Source organism: Legionella moravica DSM 19234, from assembly GCF_000423305.1.
Taxonomy (GTDB): domain Bacteria; phylum Pseudomonadota; class Gammaproteobacteria; order Legionellales; family Legionellaceae; genus Legionella; species Legionella moravica.
Genome location: NZ_AUHS01000019.1, coordinates 32350 through 52197, shown reverse-complemented (window position 1 = coordinate 52197; position 19848 = coordinate 32350). Strand labels below are relative to the sequence as shown.

Sequence of the window (19848 nt, the reverse complement as noted above, 5' to 3'; positions counted from 1 at the left end):
AAGTTAAATAGTTGTTACATCTTGTGTAAATAAAATTCCCAAACCAGTTCCCGAAAATACTTCAACGGTAGTTGGGGTATTAAACAATTGTTGCGCTTGCTGTCCCCAGCTTTTACCTACTGTTGCCAAACCGATAACGGCATTTTCAAGAGAGGATCGACCGATACCATTCGATACGGTGATATTATTTCCACCACCAGTACCACCTATGCTTACAGTAGTATTCGCTGATTGGAATGCATTACCGAATCCTTCAATAAATGAAGAAGCAAATAAAGAACCATAACGCATTAAATAATGATGGTCTGTTCTGCTGGATAAAGCAGTTCTGGCTGTATTGGGATCAATCGCAAATGCAGATATTGATGTTGTTTTTGCTGCACCAGGCACGGACATGGTATTAAAGGTAATCACCATTTTATCCGCATTAGAAGGTAAATTAAAACTGCCTATCAATTTAGCGCCCTTCAATTTGCCGGTAACTATAGTTGCTAAAATTGGGCCTGGTTCATCACTGTTGACTGAAGTATCCATGACAGCAAATACAATGTCACCCGTTTTAATGATAGCTTTTTGGGGTGGAGCATTGTTTTGTGCCTGCGCCTGTTGTCCTTGAGCTGTAGGATTTGCTGAGCCAGCAGGAGCAATTTCACTTGCACCAGCAGGTTTTTCCTCAGTTCCTGCCGTGTATACCTGAGTACTAACAGTTTTCCAGCCTTGTATTGATTGATTTGCAGCAGAAAGCATATCCGAAGTTCGTTGCTGGATTTTTTGTTGGTATTTTTGCTCAGCCATCTGTTGATTTTGTTTATTTAAAATCGCCTGCAGTTGATCACTACTGGATGCAGCCTGTGAAGCAGATGTTTTCTGACCAGGAAAACCAGGAATACCCGTTAACGAAGAAGGATTTTGTTGCAGGTTAGGTTCTTGCAAACCTGCCATGCTTGATTCTGCTGCAGAAAATCCCGCTGCTTGTAGTTGACCTGCAGTAAATCCGGCATCTTTCAGTTCGGCAGCTGTATAGCCCGCATTTCGCAGTTCTGCAGCACTGTAACCAGCATTTTTTAGCTCAGCGGCTGAGAATCCAGCATCCTTCAAATCTTTAGCACTGAACCCCGCATTTTTTAAATCAGACGCTGAAAAACCTGCATCTTTAAGTTCTTTTGCGCTGAATCCTGCATTTTTCAAATCCGCAGCAGAGAAGCCGGCATCCTTCAGATCTTTTGCACTAAATCCCGCTGCTTTAAGTTGTGCAGCAGAAAAGCCTGCAGCTTTTAGTTCTGCAGCACTAAAACCGGCATCCTTGAGCTCCTTTGCACTGAAACCAGCGGCTTTCAGATCTTGTGCTGAAAAACCTGCATCACGTAATTCCTTGGCACTAAATCCTGCATCTTTCAGATCTTTTGCACTAAAACCAGCAGCTTTAAGCTCAGCAGCAGTAAATCCCGCATCCTTCAGTTCTTTTGCTGAATACCCTGCAGCCTTTAATGCCGCTGCAGAACATCCCATCGTTTGTTTGATTGTAAGGGCGCTTACACCTGCAGCCCTGGCTTTTTTTAATGACTCAACACTGCAATCAGCTGTTCTACCGCTGGCAATAATAGACGCCGGGCTTAAGCCGGCATCTTGCAATTGTTTCTGAGAAAAACCCGCAGCGAGTAATTCAGCTGGTGTAAATCCCGCATCCATTAAGGATTTGACATCAAATCCAGCTTTTTTTAATGCTTCTGCGCTGCAACCATTTAAATCTCTGATCCGTTTAGCAGAAACACCTGCATTAAGTAATTTTTTCAACTTATCGGGATCGCAACCTGCTGCTTTCACATCTGCATCAGACAGGGCGCCAGCAGAACTAATCTCTTGCGGGGTGAACCCGGCATCTGCCAATTCTGCATCGCTAAAACCAGCAGCCTTCAATGCCTGCGCGCTGCACCCGGCATATTGTTTGATTAAAGCAGCACTAACTCCAGCGGCTCTTTGTTTTTTTAATACTTCAACATCGCAGCCAGCATTTTTTATATCATTTGGTGTTATTCCTGGAGGTAGTTCCGCACCAGCTGCTCTTATTTCCGCGGCAGTAAAACCAGCTTTGGCAAGCTCATCTGGTGTAAACCCTGCATTTAATAAATCGCGTGCAGTAAACCCGGCAGCTCTCAGTTCATCGGGTGAGAAACCTGCCCTCTTTAGATCCGCCGCACTAAAACCGGCATCCTTCAACTCTTTGGCAGAATAACCTGCAGCTTTTAACTGTTCTGCACTACACCCTGTAATTTTTCGAATTGCAGAAGCAGATACACCTGCTTTACGTAACTTGGTTAGAGCAGCAACACCACATCCTGCTTTTCTTACGTCATCAGCAGAGATTCCATCGGGTAAACCACTGGCCTTGGCAATTTCATTATCAGAAAATCCAGCTCCTTTTAATTCGCCATCAGAATATCCACCATCCTTCATTTCCTGAGCGCTAAATCCAGCATTTCGTAACTCACACGCATCAAAACCACAACTTCTTAATCGCGCTGCGGTGTAACCTGCTTCTTTAAGTTGTCTGGCATTATATCCTGCGGCTCTTAATTCTTTGCACTCACAGACCTGTTCCAGATCCTTAAGAACAAAACCGCTATCCTTCAGTTGCACACAACTGCATGCTTGCTTCAGATCGTTTAATAAAGCGCCCTGATTGATTACTTTATTAATAACTGCCTTACTGCAACCACCATTTTGCAGATCCTGTATCCACAAACTTCGTTGGGCCCCTTCATCATCCTCTCTGGCTAAAGCAGTAAAACCAACACCACTTTGCCCACCCTGTGCACCAATAACTCCTACTCCCTCACCCAGTGCCTGGGTACGAATAATGGTTGGTATGGCGCTACCGCCCGTAGTTTCGGCTTGCTTGGCTTGGGTAATATTCTGCTCTTCTTGCAATTTGGCATATTGTGCTGTTGGATCAAGCACACCAGGAATGGATTGAATTCCAGGTGTCACACTCACTGCAGCTTTTGATAAAGGGCCTTGAATGGTACTTCTTAGCTTCATGTAACCAATAACGACAGCGATAATCAACAGGATTAATGTAAAAATGATAATCACTCGAGTTCGAGTATTGGAAAACAGTGACTTGATATTTTCTTTTCTGCTTGCCATGTTTTTATAACCCTTCTACCTTAAGTTGCATGACTTTGCCATGCCAGGACACTAATAACACCGGAGATTTTTGCATTTCATAAGCATGCGTTCCATCAGCACTGGTCATACTTGCTAACCAGCCCGGTGACAATATCGTAAGATTGGTTCTAACATACATTTTATTATTGGATAACCATGCACGTGCATCACCACCACTAACTACTAAACGAGTACTTCCAGCAGGAGGCACACCATCCAAAACATGAAGTAATATATCACTGGCTGAAGGAGGTATTCCCTCTTCCATAGGCATTGTTTTTGCGTTAGGGCCATAGCCTTGTACACGCAAATCAACGCGATAATCAACAGCTTTCTGTCCTGGAATCAAAGTTAACATGACCGGTGTATTCAAGCCTCTTAACCGCACAGCCAGATTACCGTAGTTGTATAATTTCATTGCTTGAATCATTAGGGTATTACTGGTCTTGTCCCATTGGATGTTAAATGCGGAAGGATCGCCTAAATCATATGCTGAAATCGGCCAGGGAGCGCCAGTAGAATCCAGAAAAACCAAAGAAGAAACAAATCCTTGCGATAACCTGATCACCGGAGGGGTAGATCCTGGCGACAAATTAACAAATTGCGATGTGGCAGTTGGCTTTGGTGGAGTGCCAGGAGTAGATGCCTGAGCGTACTCCGTTGTTTGATACATTTGCTTTAAACGAACAATTTGTTCGGGGCTTAAAGGATATAAATTCCGAGTCATGTCTTTGAATGCTTTATTGTCAATGATTTCAGTTTCTGATTGAGTTATTGCCTGAGTATCACTGTTAGAAGAATTCTGTGACTGATTTGTCGATGGCGAAGGAGTCTGTACCGTACTGGGAGGCGATTGATTACTCGCATTAGCTGCAGATGGGGCAGCACTTCCACTTGAATCACTAGAACCTTGACTGTCCTGGCCAGGATTCTGAGATAATTTTTGCTGCAACATCCGTAATTGCTGTAAAGCCTGTTTTGCATCATCGCCCTGGTTTGCTGCAAAACTACCCAATGGCATCAGACTAACCAATGCAGCAAGAATCTTAAGTTTAAATTTTATTTTTGTTTTAATCATCATTAATTCACCCCACCACTGGCAGGTCCGACTACAAATTGTGATATACCAATACCGCGAGGGGAATTTAAAGTGGATACTCGAGTAATCAACATGGTTACCACATTATTTTGCTGTGTAAATTCGCTGGCACTCTGATATGTAACCAATATAGGCATTTGTACCCGCCAGGAGTAACTACCATTTAATACCCCTTTTTGCAAGATAATGGGTGCACGGGTAGCAACAGCTGAAACAATCAACTTCTTAGCTTTTACCGCATCAAGATTGTTTGAAGACTGAAGTGCATTAAGAAATTGATCCCAGCCATCCGCAGTAAAGAAACCGGAAGATGCCTGCAACTCGTCTCTGTAGTTAACAAAGTTGTAGGTAAAAGCAGCAATTGCCGCCTGGTTTGCCCATTGCAATACCGCAGAATCGGATTGATTTGGTTCATTCAAAGGAAACAGTGGGGTAATGCGCCCATTAATTGTTGTTGCAAAATATCGAGGAGCGGGGGGATGAGTTAAAATATAAACCAACATCGAACCCAATATAAAATTAACCACAATAGCAATCAAAAGCGCTAATATTACTTTACGCTGGCTATCTTTATAAAACTGATTTCTTAATGCTACAACTGCTAAGGCATCTTCAGCCATAATAACCTCTAATTATTGCGGTATAATCCTTGGTACATCATCTGTTGGTGGATCCGGCTCCAGTAAAGGTACAGACGATTCATTTGGTGTCGGTATCGACTTTAGCTTGACCGGGGGAGTAACTCCACTGGTCGCGTAATAATCTCTCTCTGGCTGATGCAGATAAAGGTAAAATATCAATACACCAATAACACCACTTATCAAAAGTGAAAAAATTAAGGCAACCAGACCACTTCGGTAAATATTAACATTAAAGTTTTTATTTCTTTGAATTAATAACCAATTTTCCCGGCTCATAACTTCCTCAATTGACTACAGCACGTCGAAACGTAATTTCTACTCGGGCATTTGGTGATTTATCGCCTCCCTGGTTAAAACTAACTATAGGTTTATCACTACCTAACCCTTGTGTAAAGATAAAACGGCTATCAATACCTTGAGACCATAAATATTCTGCCACTACTCGGGATCGTGCCATAGTTAATGCCCGTTCTCTTTGAACGGATACGTATTTACTGCTGTAGCTCGTTACTGTAATTGCTACTTTTCTAAATTGTTTAAGAAACGTTGATATTTCATTTAATAAACCATAGGAAGACCATTTTATATGAGGAGTTTGATCATCAAACAATGCGCTTGCAGGAATACTGATTAAATAATCCTGGCCTATAGTGACTACCTTTATACCGCTTTTGTTCAATTTGGTAAAATACTTCATGATAGTAGAGTCACAGGCTCCTTGAACTTTACAAGGCAGCTTTGGATCATCTTCATCTGGAACATAATGGGAGCGATGACAAGCACTGAGCAAAAGCAAGACCATCAACCCAATGACGCGGATCATTATAATGATGTAGTTAGTACGCACTGATCTCACCCGTTATCCCCAATTTTGAAAAAAGACTTCATGTGTTATCTATGTCTAACTATCTTAAACTACTAGCCGATAATAAAAACATACAAATCATTACGTTACAATGAATTTAATAAAATTGCTATTTTTTTAAAGAAATTATTTATGCTGCGCAAAAGAGAACTGTTGTTTTTAATTGCTCGTGAATAAAATAAACTCTTGGTGAGTTAAATTAATACGTTCAAAACGGAAGAAAATAGAGCGAAATACCTTTCAGATGGTAGTTGTGCCTAAAAGCACCTGGAGTAAAGAAAACCATCATATGCGGAATGATGTTTTTGAGAGATTTCGACCTTACACCAGGGCAGATTCATTGAATAACTGATTCATCAGGAAAACTCTTCCTCACTTTTTTTAATAGCCTTTTCACGTTCCAATGCAATTCGAGAAGACAAACTCCTAACAACGTCAGTAAGTTCCTGAGGATCAATAACATCCCGATCTTCAGGAGGATAGCTTGTTGCTAATTGAAAGTCTTTGATCAGTTCATTCGCAACTGTACCGGCATACTTATCTTTAGCTCCAGTAAGTCGCTCTATCATCATCATTTGATTTCTTGTTTCATTAATAGGCAACAAAGATTCAGAGAACGTCGCTTTATCACTCACTAAAATAGGTGGAGCATTACTGTTAATCCTGAGAGGGCTAAATATGGTCAATGCACCTTCAACCTCTTCCTCAATAATATCCTCAACGGGCTCTGGCTCGTTATGGCCGTGGAATGCTATTAATGCCGCAACTCCTCGTTCAATAGGCTCTTCAATATTGGATTCCCTTAATACCTTGCTGATTAAGCTAATCTCTTCATTTTCGACCTCTTTATTGATACTTAAATCACCACTATCCAATATTTGCTGGAATGAAGACAATTGCTTTTGTAACTTCATTAAATAATCATCAGGTGGAGGTTCAACCTTCAAAAATTGATTGATTTTCAATTGTTTCACTGGTTTTGGGTTCGCATAGAACATTCGCGCCCGTACAATTTTGGATTTAAAGAATATATGTGCTTCACCTTCTGTTTGTTCTTTTAAGTCCAATAAGTCCACTCGAGATCGTTTTTCAAATGAAGAACTTTTAGTATCCATATAACTATTCGCGATACTGGTATCCTTTGTTTGAAATGAGTCTACTTTGGTAACATAAGCTTCGCCTGCAGTTTTGGTGAAGAAATCCCAGGTTTCAGTAGGATCTTCCAGCTTCATACAAATTTTAATGTTGGTGTTCGCGCCAATTGAAGCCGCCTCTTCTTTTGATGCTTTTTGGAATGCGGGTAAATCCTGCCCCGCAAATATAGCAGAGAAACCTAGAGATCGCGCCTGAGCAGGTACCACCGCGAATCCTTGCACCGCATAATAACCGTACTCATCCAGAATGCACATATAGGGTGTGGGTGCATTGGTTGGTTTTCTTAAAATAACATCGCGGTAATCCCCTTCCACCTCTTCACCAAGTCCTGCGGCCATCATGGCTTTTAATGAAGACACAATAATTTTACCGAGGTTTGATAATTCATCTGGAGATTTTTCCAGGGCAGGTAATAACACGACCAAGATTCGTCGATTCAATACAACGTCTTTAAAATCAACTTCGGCCAAATTGGTTCGAATAATATGACCATAAGTATCAGCCAATGATGAAAAGCTTCGTACCAGCTGCATGGTAATAAAACCATGCTGTTCCAATACCTGAGATACCTGCTTTCCTTTTTTTTCTTTATTATAACCCGGCAGGGTGTTCAAATAGTTTCGCAACGGGTCGGTTACCAGTTTGGGAACCTGCTCAATATTAACGCTCTCCTGATCGTCTCGAGGGAATACCTTGTCAATTACTATTGATTCCAGTCGTTGTAGATCGAAGTAGTTTCGTATGGAGTTTGCATCAAGAAGAATAGCGCCATCATCACGCATATAAACCAATAAACGCATTAAGGCTTCAACGAATGCGATAGCACGACCTTTCCACATATCCCCATCAGAGGACTGACCCGATCCGCCCATCAAACTTACCACCAACTGGGTCAACATACTTGAGGAACCCTGACAAAAAGGGTTTAAGGTATTAGAAAGTCTTTTTTCCTGAGGGCCAACAATATCGCGCGCACCGGTCATAAAGTTAATTAGCAGCAAGTCATCTTCACGCCCCATACTTCGAACCATAGAAAAGACTTTTGCATAAAGAGAGTTATCCCCTTTACCATCCACATAGATAAATCCACTACCTTGAACCAATGCATTGTAAGCAAGAGAGACTAAACATTCTGTTTTACCACTACCAGTAGAACCGAAAATTAAAGCATGGGTTCTCATGTCATCATTGGCAAACCACAGCTCTTCACCCGTTTTTCTATCATTACCGAAAAATGCAATTCCTCGTGCAATATTGGGTTTATTAATACCCGGCTTCATGTCGTTATAATCCTTTACACGCGCAATTTGCGGCAAACGGAAGGGTAATTTTTGTTTTCGGGTAAAACTGTAAAGGAAGCATAAGGAGCCGATTAACATCAATAAGGTTGCCACTTCAGAAAAGTAATATGCTGCGGCAGCCAGCGCAAAAAGCAATATCGATATATTGGTGGGATCGGCAAAGAAATCCCCTAATCTTTGAGTTAAAGTTCGAGTATCCCTTAAGAGAAGGGTTGGATCTAACTCATGTCTACTATCAATACCGCGCATCATGGCTCTAACTCTCCCATTTGACGAGGTGTTAATTTAATCTCTTTAATTGCAATTTCCAAAGCTCGAATCGCTTCATCAATCATAGGGACTAATGAGCGGCGCCCCATTTCCTTTTCAGCACGCCAATGAGCAAATGGACCACCAACTTCAGCATAAGGCGTTTGTCTGCCTACACAATTAAGCATATACCATAATCGCCTGTCCACGGGTTTTAACCAAAGAAATTCAGAACTGGGAACGACTCCATCATCTCGAGCGCCTTCAAGCAAGGAAGCGAGTACAGTCAGCATGTATGCATGCTTTGATATAATTTCCTGAACATTATCAGCATTTTGGTATTTTTTAATCACGGGTTTAGCAACCGAAAAATCCGGTTTCCCGGAAACAAAAGTCGCGTCCAACACTTTAAGAATGTTATTGGCTGCATCCCTGTCCCGATTCATTCGGGCAATAAAAACAGCCGCCAAGGCATAAGCTTGTGGAGTGCAACGCTCAAAACCATCCCAATATGGGCCCAATTGCAGGGTAAAAACCCGCTTTGCGTCCCCGCGTCTGATCCCTGCAGTCATTTCCTGCCCGGGTATAGGATTATCCAATATAGCATCATCTTTTCTTAATAACTTATATTTACGGGCAAATTCCATTGGGGTCAAAGCCATTGCCCAAGGTCCTGTATTCACATCCTGACTGACTAAATCTTCTTTAATCACAGGCATAATTGCTGGCCAATTGAATTGCTCCTGAGCCCTCAAACTTTTCATGTCATGAGCTTTGCGGAACTTTAAGGTTATATTGGATTTATAAAGGACAACGGCTAACACTATCAAAACAAGAACAACCGGATAACGCATAAAATTACCTACGTTCTCCGTCATCTGCATCAATTGCTCCCAATGCACCGTAGCAGGATCAATAGTCTGCATCAGGTATATCTGATTCGTTAAGGCTTGATTATTAATGAACAAATTAACCAGTCTAGCCTGCCAGATATTTATTTCAAAAACAGCACTAACGATGTATGCATGCCCAAATTTCCAAACAAGAAAACCAGTAATAAACAACAGTATGATAATCCATACTGGTGCCATTGCATTGTCTGAACCTGATTGTTGTTGCTGCTGAGCCATTGTTAAAACTTTTAATTAGATTGATTAATTCAAGTATATACTGCTCTGAGATAAATTTGCGATATTTTCACCAGGTTCTTTGAACGAATTTTTAATTTGTTACAAATGAGTCGTCGTCGAGAGCGCTGTGAGGCAATCCAGAACAGTATGTTAGCGAATATTCGATTTGGATTGCCTTGCTAAGGCTATTGAGCATTAGCCTTAACATCGCAAACTCGTTTTATACTTGGTTTCAGAACCGTTATACTGAAATTTTGCTCCTATTATTCAATAGGTTAGAATCTTTTGACTATTGCAGTCTTAGCCTACGTTCTACGCTTTATGCGCGGAATCTAAAAAATAGTTTCATTAAAAAAATGAAGATCGTTCAGGAGTAAAGCCCTGGAAATAGGGGTAAATAGATGAAATGTCAACAGGCTCTGGAGATAATCAAAATGATGAAAATAATCAATAAAATCAATCGGGCTACGATATTTTAATCAATCGGTTTCGTTCAAATTTATAGACACCAGTACTATGTACAAAACGACTGATATTATCCAGATTAAGTGTTTTATCTTTCAGGCTTAATAACATTTTACCAAGTTTATCAACAGGAGCCTTATCAGAAGAAAGAGGCAAAATATCCGATTGATTAATGTATATTGCAACGTAGGCTTCATTCTGTTTGTTTTCTTTCGTTTTTAACAGTGCTTTAACATCAGCTTCGTCAGCATATATAGGTCGAGAGATCATTTGTTTAGGAAGATTTGCAATAATCTTCTCCCAAGATTGTATCGAAGTACCATCGGAAGAATATAAAGAAATATAGATTTCCTGCTGTCCGCTCCTGAGGGCTATACGATTTGCCAGATGGGATTCTGCTTTAAGTTGGGCACGGCTGCTTGCACCTAATTGATTGATGAATCCATCACGAATTTCAATTAAATTTTTACCGACAACTTTTAAAAAATTAGACTTATCCCACGGCCCTTTTTCAATGGCATCATTCAAGGCTTTCAATATTACTTCATTTTGCTCATCTGAGAGTCGATCTTTCATAACATCAATACTTTGGTGAGAGGGCAAAACGCCCTAAGTTAATAAGTTTATGAATAAAGTATAACAGTATTTACGAAAATCGATGAGAGGAATTCCAGTAATGTATCTATTTAAAACCCCAAAGATGTTTGAGATGTTGTTACATGTTCATCGTGTTCATGATGCACTGATGCAGATTGATTGACAATTTTGTTGTCTAATCCGTTCTGGACTCCATTGATGCAATTGTTCAGTAATTCAACCACATTTCGGTAATCAGCGTCATCAGGCCTTAAGCTAAGTGCTCTAGCCGTTTTCTGCAGTAATTCTTTAACCGGGCGTAAGACATTCTGATGGACAAATTCAGGGGGTACTCCCGCCGTTTCACCCGATGTACTGAGATGAAAACTGTACCTGTTATCCCTGTATCTTGAATTTCCATCGCTTGCATTTGACATTCGGTAACTCCTACATATATAGCTTTATAAGGTTAGTCTAGCAAACCAGATTATCAAAAATTGTAACTGCTTTAATAACTTTCGAATTCTTTACAATTATTTGCGAAGAGCATTTAATCATACATTAATTCATCCAGAGGAGTGTAATCCCGGCTTGGCCCACCATGTATTAATTCATTCACCACATCCGTCATACACAGCAAACGTAACACATTTGGGGTGACTTCATCAAATACAACACGTATACCCAATAATGCCCCCTCAGCCTCATCAAAAGTTGCTCCTAATCCATACCCCAGACATAAAGAACACAATTGATCAGCCCGCTTGGCGATTGCGGGTAATAAACCAGTATCTGCAAAGACCTCATCGTAACTGACAAAACGATCATTTAAATAAAATTTGGCATTCAACGCTGCGGCAATTATACCCATACATTTACTGATATCTCGTTCCATTATCTCCACCATGGTTGCGATGATTTAACAGACCCCGCCATGATACTTCTTAGCCATCGCAAAAAAACAGGGATGGTAAAACCATAATGTTCAACGATACCAAAGAATACCGCTGAGATTAAGACCAAAATCCCGGTCCACACTCTAATATGCATTAAAAATAAAAATATAGGAAACGCTGCCCGAGCATCCACAATAAAAAAACGAGCACTTCGTGCTGAATCACGCCAGTGACTTGTTGCAGAAAAACCCCCAGCCATACTCTAACCTCAAGAACTATTCTCTTATTAAAAAGTATATACCTAAAAAAAAGCTTTCGCACCAGACTAATTTGAATAATTTAGACTTAAAGCTATTTATAAAAAGTGGAATTTATTCCATTGGAGAGTATTCTTTTGAGAGATTTGCTCTGAGACTGTTCGTAAGAACTTCTTCCATTTTAGAAGAAGGTGTTAGTTGAGGAGCAGCAGTCAATTGATTTGTGTTTGCATCAACAGGCTCGATACTATCCGTTACATCTAACGTGTCAGTATCTGCGGATTTTCTTTGCCCATGCATTTTTGCCAACATTTTAGAAGTACTATTAAAATCCATAATAACTCCTCACGAAAAATCAATTAGACCAGAATACCATAAACAAATTAAGGAATTATTAAGAATGAGCTGTTTAATTAAAAAAACCATTGATTACCCTTCATTTAAAGTTAGCCTATTCTCTTCCCTGCTTCAAGGATGAGATCCTTGAATACCAACACCAGGGCATCTGCTGCCTCGTTATCATAGGGCACAGGACTGTTTGATGATTGCCAAATCCCCTGGGGCCATAAACTATCGTGTTCATTGCGGGCAACGACATGTACATGCAACTGAGAAACTACATTTCCAAGAGCGCCTATATTCAATTTGTCTGGTTTAAAATAATCAACAACCAAGACAGACAACTGATTCATTTCTTCCATCAGAATCAGCCGTTCCTGTTTGTTCAACTGATACATTTCCTGAATGTTTTCAACTCTGGGAACCAAAATAAACCAGGGAAATTGAGCCTCATTCTTTAAAAAGACTCGAGATAATGGCCAGTCGCCTAAAACAAAACCAGTAGATTGAATTCGCTCATCGATAAGAAACAAAAAAGGCTCACATCACGTATTAATAGCCTATTCTAACAAAGCAAGATTCATAATTTAAATAAGTCATCGATAAATTTTAATAAACCTATTGAGTAATGATCCCATTTTAAGTTATGTTGAAATAACCTATTGTAAAATAGGCCGTAAACAATTGTCATTTATGGACGAATGCAATTGATCAACTGACGCCCAAAGGTCAGTCGACGATTGATAAGCTTTAGCAAAAGGAGGATTTATGGCTAGAGGCGAAGTCAAATGGTTTAATAATGCCAAAGGTTGGGGTTTTATTATTCCGGAAGGTGGTGGTGAAGATATTTTTGTTCATTTCTCATCAATTCATGGTACTGGTTACAAAACTCTGGTTCCAGGTCAGACGGTCACCTACGATGTGGAAAACGGCGAAAGAGGCCTCCATGCTTCAAACGTTATTGCACTGAGTGAGACAGCTGAAGAAGAAATGGCTTGATTTGAGTACTCTTTAAAACTTTAGCGCAGCAGCATTTTAATAATTGTGCTGCTGCGACCATCATATTCATGTATTATCACCCGTATTGAATCAATCGGGCAGAATATACCAATGAAGCAAGGTTTATTACTTATTAATTTAGGCACGCCAAACAGTACTGAAGTTTCTGCAGTTAAAACCTATTTAAGCGAATTTCTAACAGACAAGCGGGTTATTGATTTACCTGTATTGTTACGTTATGTACTTGTATATCTCATAATTCTACCGTTCAGAGCCAAAAAATCAGCGCATGCTTACCAGGCAATCTGGACAGAACAGGGATCACCCTTGTTGATTCACAATCAACAAATAGCCAATCAACTGCAATTAAAACTGGGGGCTGATTTCAAAGTCGTCCTGGGTATGCGTTATGGCTCACCCTCAATTTTAAATGCTCTAAATCAATTAAAAGAGTGTGAATCTATTACTATTCTGCCTTTGTATCCACAATATTCATCAGCGGCAACTGGTTCATCCATTGAGGAAGTCATGCGGCTTCTCGCAAAACAGGAAGTCATCCCTTCTATAACCATCATCAGAGATTTCTTCCAGCATCCCTCCTACATTAATGCTCAAGCCAAAGTAATAAGTCATCATATAGATGAAGATGACTTTCTTCTCTTCAGTTATCATGGAATTCCTGAACGGCAAGTGCAAAAAAGTGGCTGTAAGACTGTTTGTCAGGAGGCTTGCCCAACTGTGTCAAGCAGTAACCAAGGATGTTATAAAGCGCAATGCCATGAAACCAGTCGTTTATTAGCCAGTGCATTAAATTTAACTAAAAACCAATACACCACATCATTCCAATCCAGACTAGGCAAAACTCCGTGGATTAAACCCTACACGGATGAGCTTTTATCTGAATTAGTTGCAAAAGGCATCAAAAATCTTGCTGTAGTCTGCCCTTCTTTTGTTACCGACTGCCTGGAAACGCTGGAGGAAATGGGCATCAGGACCAGAGAGCAATGGCTAAAGCTCGGTGGCAAGAAATTTACATTAATACCGTGTATGAACGATGATCCCGATTGGATTAGCGCGATAATCGAACTCATTAAAAAATAATGAGGAAAAGGATTAATTAGCAAATATTAAAAAACAATAAAATAACCAGGGTCTGTTGACAATTCAAGTTTCGACGCCCCGCGACTTGTTCGCGGGACCCAATTCACTCTTTATAGGCGCAATATATTCTTATTTTGCGCACGATCTATCGATTCCGCGAACAAGTCGCGGAAAGTAGGCTTGAATATAATGAAATGTCAACAGCCCCTAAAATTATAATAAATTATTATTGATAAACGATAATTATTTATTATAATACAGACCAAATAATCCCGTTTGAGGTGTCATCATGCATAAAATAAAAAGAACCAGTCACATTCTGTCTCTTTTTTTTCAAACACTCAGTTGGGCACTCCCACTTGGAGTAACTTATCTTATCCTGTTTCATTTGGAAACCATGCTGCAATGGGGAGCATGGCACTCTATATTTTCCGGAGATCTGGTTGAGAACCCCTCTCAAATATCTTTAACTCATCGCTTCATTATTCTCGCTATAGAACTTGTGCCTATAACCATTACAGTGCTTATCTGCCGCCAACTTGCCAGACTCTTTCGATTATATGAACAAGGCGCTTTATTTGAGGAAGAAAATATTAAACTAATCAAAAATATTAGTATCTTCATGATCTTTGGAGAGTTCATTCAATTAATCTATCAACCGCTGATTACTGCGGCATTAACGTTCAATAATCCAGTAGGCAAACGGCTGATAAGTATCACTCTGGGCTCAACCAATGCAACAACCCTGATTACTGCATTTATTATTTTACTGGCCTCCTGGATTGTCAAAGAAGCAAATCGATTAAAAACAGATGCCCAACTGACCATTTAAGGATAATGCCATGACGATAATCGTTAATTTGGATGTGATGATGGCAAAAAGAAAATGTCGGCTAAAAGATCTGGCTGAAGCGATCGATATTACCGAAGCCAATTTATCCATATTAAAAAATGGCAAAGCCAAAGCAATTCGCTTCACGACCCTTGAAGCAATTTGTCATTATTTACAATGTCAGCCGGGTGATCTCATAGAATTTCAAAATGACGAATAAGACAAATTTATAAATACCACATCCCAGAACCGCACGCCCCCCGCCACAGTACCGCAAATAAAGTCTATACTTTAATCAATCGACACAAAATTAATCCATAAACACATTCCGATATCTTCTGGGGATTGTTCCTATGCTTGAAAAAACTGACAACACTTTAGTTCCCAAAAAGCTTCATGCCATTTGGTTAGGAGGGATTTTAAAAGAAGAGGGAAAACAAAATATCGCGAAATGGAAAGCCACAAACCCTGACTACGAAGCTAATGTCTGGATTGACTCATCAACCTATCTTGTTGGTGATTCACCTGAAGCGATGAAACAAAAAGAAGAATATGAACAATTTAAAGAATGGGCTAAAAGTAACCAGATAAGCATCATTGATATTAACCCTGGTGCAACTGATTCCGACCCTGCCGTTATAAAAAAAACTGAGTTATTTACAGGGATGAACAGCGCCAGGTATTATGCAGATGAGCTAAAAGATCCTGGCTCCAATTATGCTGCTGCATCAGATATTTTAAGGGCTGAAATACTCTATCATGAGGGGGGCATATATTTTGATGCGGAAGATGTCTTTCCCCGAAATCCCCTAGGTCAACTGAATGCCGAGAAAGGTATACTGGTCCATAGTTATGGTCGTGATCTTCTAAATAATGATCTCATTGCAAGTGTTCCAAAGGGTGAGTTCATTAGTTCATTGCGCGATCTAATCAAAAAAAATTATGAAGAGCTATATAGTCAGGATAAACGCTATTTAACTGCTCATCGGTTTGCGAATCTATCAAGTTTTCGTACTCAAGATGGCGATAGAAAAACATCCACAATCAGGACGTCAGGCCCTGGTGCATTAAGAAAAATAATCGGTTACATGACCAGAGAAAATTTAATATTTCCCAAAACGTATTGGAAAACACCTGCCCGACAAGCTTTATCCTGGTTAAACAATGACTTTAATTCCTATGAACAGGTTGCTCCGTATTTCAGACTTAATTTAACGGAGTACTTTAACGTATTAATCACACATTATACCTATAACAGCATTTCAGATGCTCAAACCAGACGGTTATTACACCGATTTCAGGATGCAATCAATTCTCAATCGCCATCGAATACTATGATAGAATTACTCAATCATGTAAAACCTTTATTCACCGAGCAAGAAATTGCACTGATCAACAATTCAACCGATAACTTATTTTCTAAATTTGAACATCACGCGAATCAGGCAGAAGAGTTTCTGCTGTACTGCAAATACGCACATGTCAGTCCAAAGGATTTACATGCGTTTATTAAAGCTAGAGGTGATTATTATGATGATACAGATCCCATGTACGACCATTCATTAAATATTATTAAATTTTTCCATGAAGAATTTTCGCAGGGATTTTTTGGAATACTCAATCTACCTCAAAGCCCCCTGAGAAATAATTATTCAACATGGACCGACTCATTTACAGGGGAAGAACAGAAACAATTAAGGAAACAAGTTGAAAAGGATATGATGCAATTGAGAGGGGAGAAATCATCATTTTCTACGCAACAAAATAAGGACAAAGGTAGCGATACAACAAAAGATGCCACAAACACAGCAGCCCAATCAGCATCGTTAAAACATGAAAATCCACTTAAAAATCAACAAATGGAAACTAACGCACCAACGCCCCAAAATTTAGAAAAAGAGAATGCATCAAACCATAATCAGAAAAAGACGGTGCCAAAACACCACATACACCAATCTGAACCTAAAATCAGTCTTATGAATGCATATCCATATGGTAAAAATGGTTCAGGAAGATCGCACCTGGTACCAGCGCAATATAACGGGGAGTTTAGTAAGTATAATGGCGATGTACTCAAAAGAAAAATACTGGACCATTTCAAAGACAAAATAGAACAGTGCAGCACAATCAAAGAGCTTAATGCTTTAATTAAATCAATAATAGTCACTGAGGAATTTGAAGTACTTAAAACCCCTCAGCGTATGACTTCGGCAATTTTAGGATTAAAAACATCCGCAATTGAAGCTCTTGAAGACATGGTAAATGATGCTGTAACTCAAATTAAAGAAAAAAATAATACCCAGCAGCTCAAGGATGAAGATCTCATCAGTCTTGAAGACGATCTTGAAATAACCGATAAAGAAAATAGAGATATAAATATTCCAAGTCCTTGATTTATGCCTCTCGCCTCAACCTGTTAAGGCCATTGTATCCCCGAGCTCCCAAGGAATTCAAGGAGCAGTAAGCAGAAGTAATGTGTTGCTCTATCAATGCAGCAAGGTATCACGATTTACAATGCCAAGGGGATCAGTTCGTGGAATTTCAAAACGATCAATTACACCCATTATGAGACTATAATTGTCCGATCTGAATCGATACGCTTTAGCAACTAAAAACAGTCTATAATTTAATCAATAAACAATAAATTTATCCCCAAATACTTTGCGTTATATTTTGGAGTTATCCCTATGATTGAAAAAACAGACGATACTATAATTCCCAAAAAGCTTCATGCCATTTGGTTAGGAGGGATTTTAAAAGAAGCAGGTAAAAAAAATATTGTGGAGTGGAAAACCAAAAACCCTGACTACGAAGCCAACGTCTGGATTGACTCATCAACCTATCTCGTTGGTGATTCACCTGAAGCGATGAAACAAAAAGAAGAATATGAACAATTTAAAGAATGGGCTAACGCCAATCAGATAAACATCATTGATATTAACCCAAATGCCACCGATGCCGACCCTGCCGTTATAAAAAGACCTGAGTTATTTACAGGGATGAACAGCGCCAAATATTATTTAGATGAACTAAAAGACCCGGGCTCCAATTATGCTGCTGCATCAGATATCTTAAGAACTGAAATACTCTATCATGAGGGTGGTGTGTATTTTGACGCGGAAGATGTCTTTCCCCGAAAACCCCTTGGTCAACTGAATGCGCAACAGGGCATGCTGTGCCGTATCTGGGGAGGCAACTATACTGTGAATAATGATGCTATGGCAAGTATCCCCCAAGGCAAACTGATTAATCAATTACGTGACGTCATCCAAAAAAATTATGATGAACTTTACAGTAAAGACAAACGTTATTTAACTGCTCATCGGTTCGCTAATCTTTTTAGTTTTCGCACGAATAATGGGGACCGAAAAAACTCTACGATCATGACTTCAGGCCCTGGCGCTCTAAGACAAGTAATAGGTTATGAACCCACATCGCAATTAAAACTTCACTTTTCACTTATTGACGCGGATGAACAGGCTTTATCCTGGCTCGATAACAATTTCAACACGATTGAAAAGCTTACCCCGTATTTTAGGCTTAATCTAATTGAGTACTTTAACCTATTAACTGAACATTACGCCAACAACAGCAATTTAGCTGTTGAAACCAAGCAATTATTAACTCAATTTAAAAATGCAATCAATTCGCAATCACCACCACCGAATATGATTGAATTGCTTCATCATGTAAAATCTTTATTCAATGAAGACCAAATTGCACAGATCAACAGTTCAACCGATAATTTATTTTCCGAATTTGAAAATCACGCAAACCAGGCTGAAGAGTTCCTACTGTACTGTAAACATGGGAATGTCGATCCAAAAGATTTATATCGATTTATAAAAGGAAGAAGCTCCTATTATACTCCCCTAGAAACCCTGCAGGAGGCGTTTGCACACCCATACAATATTCTTCATTTTTTTCATGAAGAATTTTCAAAAGGATTTTTTGAAATTATCAAACTACCCCCAGTAGGTAAGATAGAGTACCGTAGACCATGGAGCTGCTCGTTCTCGGCTGAACAACAAAAGCAATTAACGGAGCTCGTTGAAACGGAAATGAAACAATTGAGAGGTGACACACCAACAGTTTCTACGTTAAGCGAGCCCCACAGCATAAAGAAAACAGATAATGCAGCCGTTTCAACTGTCCAATCAGCAACCTTGGAACAAGAAAATCCACTCAAAAAACAACAAAAAGCCCCCCCTCATGAGCCCCACGGACAGCACAGCTTAACTGCATCACCAAAACCAATAAGCATGGAAAAAGAAAATCAATCAAATAATCAACAGAAAAAAACCACATCAGAATCCAGCATAAAAGACTCTGAATCCAAAATAAGGATTACAAATACTTATCCTTATGGCAAAAATGGCACAGGAAGATCGCACTTGGTGCCCGCGAAATATAAAGGGAAATTTAGTAATTATACTGGCGATGCACTCAAAAGAATAATACTGGACGATTTCAAAAAAAAGATAGAGCACTGCAGCACCATTAAAGAACTTAATGTATTCATCAAATCAATATTAGCCACTGAGGAGTTGGAAGTACTTAAAACCCCGCAGCGTATGGCTTCGGCAATTTTAGGATTAAAAACATCCGCAATTGAGTCTCTTGAAGACATGTTAAGTGATGCAGCAACGCAGATTAAGGAAAAAAATAATACCCAGAAGCTCCAGGATGAAGATCTTATCAGTCTTGAAAGCGATCGTGGAGAAAATGATAAAGAAAATAGTGACACAAATACTCTAAGTCTTTGAGTTTTCCTT

General features: G+C 39.6%; 19 protein-coding genes. 6 read left to right on the top strand and 13 right to left on the bottom strand.

What is annotated here, in order from left to right; genetic code table 11:
* Nucleotides 1-3: 3 nt before the first annotated feature.
* From dotG to G543_RS0105485, 13 genes are all read right to left on the bottom strand, one after another.
* Nucleotides 4-3147: a type IVB secretion system protein DotG/IcmE gene (dotG, locus tag G543_RS0105545; RefSeq protein WP_028383655.1), complete on the bottom strand. Its 3144-nt coding sequence runs from the start codon at nucleotides 3145-3147 to the stop codon at nucleotides 4-6.
* 4 nt (nucleotides 3148-3151) lie between these two features.
* Nucleotides 3152-4189, bottom strand: coding sequence for a DotH/IcmK family type IV secretion protein (gene icmK / locus G543_RS0105540; RefSeq protein WP_238584756.1), 1038 nt, complete (start codon nucleotides 4187-4189; stop codon nucleotides 3152-3154).
* A 59-nt stretch (nucleotides 4190-4248) separates the two neighbouring features.
* Complete coding sequence (locus G543_RS0105535) at nucleotides 4249-4887, bottom strand: type IVB secretion system apparatus protein IcmL/DotI (protein WP_028383653.1); 639 nt, start codon at nucleotides 4885-4887, stop codon at nucleotides 4249-4251.
* A 12-nt stretch (nucleotides 4888-4899) separates the two neighbouring features.
* On the bottom strand, nucleotides 4900-5184 hold the full coding sequence (gene icmM / locus G543_RS0105530; protein WP_028383652.1) for a type IVB secretion system protein IcmM/DotJ: 285 nt from the start codon (nucleotides 5182-5184) through the stop codon (nucleotides 4900-4902).
* Between the two features lie 7 nt (nucleotides 5185-5191).
* A complete protein-coding gene (icmN, locus tag G543_RS0105525) occupies nucleotides 5192-5764 on the bottom strand; it encodes a type IVB secretion system protein IcmN/DotK (RefSeq protein WP_028383651.1) in 573 nt (190 codons plus the stop codon).
* 365 nt (nucleotides 5765-6129) lie between these two features.
* Complete coding sequence (locus G543_RS0105520; protein ID WP_028383650.1) at nucleotides 6130-8481, bottom strand: TraM recognition domain-containing protein; 2352 nt, start codon at nucleotides 8479-8481, stop codon at nucleotides 6130-6132.
* Nucleotides 8478-9608 carry a type IVB secretion system coupling complex protein DotM/IcmP gene (gene icmP, locus G543_RS0105515; protein ID WP_028383649.1) on the bottom strand — a complete coding sequence of 377 codons (1131 nt, stop codon included), beginning with the start codon at nucleotides 9606-9608 and terminating at the stop codon, nucleotides 8478-8480. Before icmP ends, G543_RS0105520 begins: the two co-directional genes overlap by 4 nt.
* Nucleotides 9609-10073: 465 nt before the next feature.
* A complete protein-coding gene (gene icmQ / locus G543_RS0105510) occupies nucleotides 10074-10649 on the bottom strand; it encodes a Dot/Icm secretion system protein IcmQ (protein ID WP_028383648.1) in 576 nt (191 codons plus the stop codon).
* A gap of 110 nt (nucleotides 10650-10759) precedes the next feature.
* On the bottom strand, nucleotides 10760-11086 hold the full coding sequence (locus G543_RS0105505) for a hypothetical protein (protein WP_028383647.1): 327 nt from the start codon (nucleotides 11084-11086) through the stop codon (nucleotides 10760-10762).
* Nucleotides 11087-11199: 113 nt separating this feature from the next.
* The gene (locus tag G543_RS0105500; protein WP_028383646.1) at nucleotides 11200-11544 is read right to left on the bottom strand and encodes a type IV secretion IcmS family protein; all 345 of its coding nucleotides are present in this window, start codon (nucleotides 11542-11544) and stop codon (nucleotides 11200-11202) included.
* Complete coding sequence (icmT, locus tag G543_RS0105495) at nucleotides 11544-11804, bottom strand: IcmT/TraK family protein (RefSeq protein ID WP_028383645.1); 261 nt, start codon at nucleotides 11802-11804, stop codon at nucleotides 11544-11546. The genes G543_RS0105500 and icmT overlap by 1 nt, the downstream gene beginning before the upstream one ends.
* Nucleotides 11805-11916: 112 nt before the next feature.
* Entirely contained in the window at nucleotides 11917-12138 is a 222-nt protein-coding gene (locus G543_RS0105490; RefSeq protein ID WP_028383644.1) for a hypothetical protein, read from the bottom strand.
* Between the two features lie 110 nt (nucleotides 12139-12248).
* Nucleotides 12249-12674 carry an HIT domain-containing protein gene (locus tag G543_RS0105485; RefSeq protein ID WP_028383643.1) on the bottom strand — a complete coding sequence of 142 codons (426 nt, stop codon included), beginning with the start codon at nucleotides 12672-12674 and terminating at the stop codon, nucleotides 12249-12251.
* A gap of 235 nt (nucleotides 12675-12909) precedes the next feature.
* On the opposite strand from G543_RS0105485, the gene G543_RS0105480 reads away from it, so the two are divergent.
* From G543_RS0105480 to G543_RS0105455, 6 genes are all read left to right on the top strand, one after another.
* The gene (locus G543_RS0105480) at nucleotides 12910-13140 is read left to right on the top strand and encodes a cold-shock protein (protein WP_028383642.1); all 231 of its coding nucleotides are present in this window, start codon (nucleotides 12910-12912) and stop codon (nucleotides 13138-13140) included.
* A gap of 111 nt (nucleotides 13141-13251) precedes the next feature.
* A complete protein-coding gene (gene hemH, locus G543_RS0105475) occupies nucleotides 13252-14241 on the top strand; it encodes a ferrochelatase (RefSeq protein ID WP_028383641.1) in 990 nt (329 codons plus the stop codon).
* Nucleotides 14242-14530: 289 nt separating this feature from the next.
* Entirely contained in the window at nucleotides 14531-15073 is a 543-nt protein-coding gene (locus G543_RS0105470; protein WP_028383640.1) for a DUF2975 domain-containing protein, read from the top strand.
* 10 nt (nucleotides 15074-15083) lie between these two features.
* Entirely contained in the window at nucleotides 15084-15293 is a 210-nt protein-coding gene (locus G543_RS0105465) for a helix-turn-helix domain-containing protein (protein WP_028383639.1), read from the top strand.
* Between the two features lie 133 nt (nucleotides 15294-15426).
* On the top strand, nucleotides 15427-17466 hold the full coding sequence (locus G543_RS0105460) for a TcdA/TcdB catalytic glycosyltransferase domain-containing protein (RefSeq protein WP_028383638.1): 2040 nt from the start codon (nucleotides 15427-15429) through the stop codon (nucleotides 17464-17466).
* 294 nt (nucleotides 17467-17760) lie between these two features.
* Nucleotides 17761-19839 (top strand): TcdA/TcdB catalytic glycosyltransferase domain-containing protein, encoded by a 2079-nt coding sequence (locus G543_RS0105455; RefSeq protein WP_028383637.1) that lies wholly within the window; start codon nucleotides 17761-17763, stop codon nucleotides 19837-19839.
* The last annotated feature ends 9 nt before the right edge of the window (nucleotides 19840-19848 follow it).

Bases quoted from the DNA above. Each gene is read 5' to 3' on its own strand.
- dotG (WP_028383655.1), bottom strand. From the start codon at position 3,147: ATGGCAAGCAGAAAAGAAAATATCAAGTCACTGTTTTCCAATACTCGA.
- icmK (WP_238584756.1), bottom strand. From the start codon at position 4,189: ATGCCATTGGGTAGTTTTGCAGCAAACCAGGGCGATGATGCAAAACAG.
- G543_RS0105535 (WP_028383653.1), bottom strand. From the start codon at position 4,887: ATGGCTGAAGATGCCTTAGCAGTTGTAGCATTAAGAAATCAGTTTTAT.
- icmM (WP_028383652.1), bottom strand. From the start codon at position 5,184: ATGAGCCGGGAAAATTGGTTATTAATTCAAAGAAATAAAAACTTTAAT.
- G543_RS0105520 (WP_028383650.1), bottom strand. From the start codon at position 8,481: ATGATGCGCGGTATTGATAGTAGACATGAGTTAGATCCAACCCTTCTC.
- icmP (WP_028383649.1), bottom strand. From the start codon at position 9,608: ATGGCTCAGCAGCAACAACAATCAGGTTCAGACAATGCAATGGCACCA.
- icmQ (WP_028383648.1), bottom strand. From the start codon at position 10,649: ATGAAAGATCGACTCTCAGATGAGCAAAATGAAGTAATATTGAAAGCC.
- G543_RS0105505 (WP_028383647.1), bottom strand. From the start codon at position 11,086: ATGTCAAATGCAAGCGATGGAAATTCAAGATACAGGGATAACAGGTAC.
- G543_RS0105500 (WP_028383646.1), bottom strand. From the start codon at position 11,544: ATGGAACGAGATATCAGTAAATGTATGGGTATAATTGCCGCAGCGTTG.
- icmT (WP_028383645.1), bottom strand. From the start codon at position 11,804: ATGGCTGGGGGTTTTTCTGCAACAAGTCACTGGCGTGATTCAGCACGA.
- G543_RS0105490 (WP_028383644.1), bottom strand. From the start codon at position 12,138: ATGGATTTTAATAGTACTTCTAAAATGTTGGCAAAAATGCATGGGCAA.
- G543_RS0105480 (WP_028383642.1), top strand. From the start codon at position 12,910: ATGGCTAGAGGCGAAGTCAAATGGTTTAATAATGCCAAAGGTTGGGGT.
- hemH (WP_028383641.1), top strand. From the start codon at position 13,252: ATGAAGCAAGGTTTATTACTTATTAATTTAGGCACGCCAAACAGTACT.
- G543_RS0105470 (WP_028383640.1), top strand. From the start codon at position 14,531: ATGCATAAAATAAAAAGAACCAGTCACATTCTGTCTCTTTTTTTTCAA.
- G543_RS0105465 (WP_028383639.1), top strand. From the start codon at position 15,084: ATGACGATAATCGTTAATTTGGATGTGATGATGGCAAAAAGAAAATGT.
- G543_RS0105460 (WP_028383638.1), top strand. From the start codon at position 15,427: ATGCTTGAAAAAACTGACAACACTTTAGTTCCCAAAAAGCTTCATGCC.
- G543_RS0105455 (WP_028383637.1), top strand. From the start codon at position 17,761: ATGATTGAAAAAACAGACGATACTATAATTCCCAAAAAGCTTCATGCC.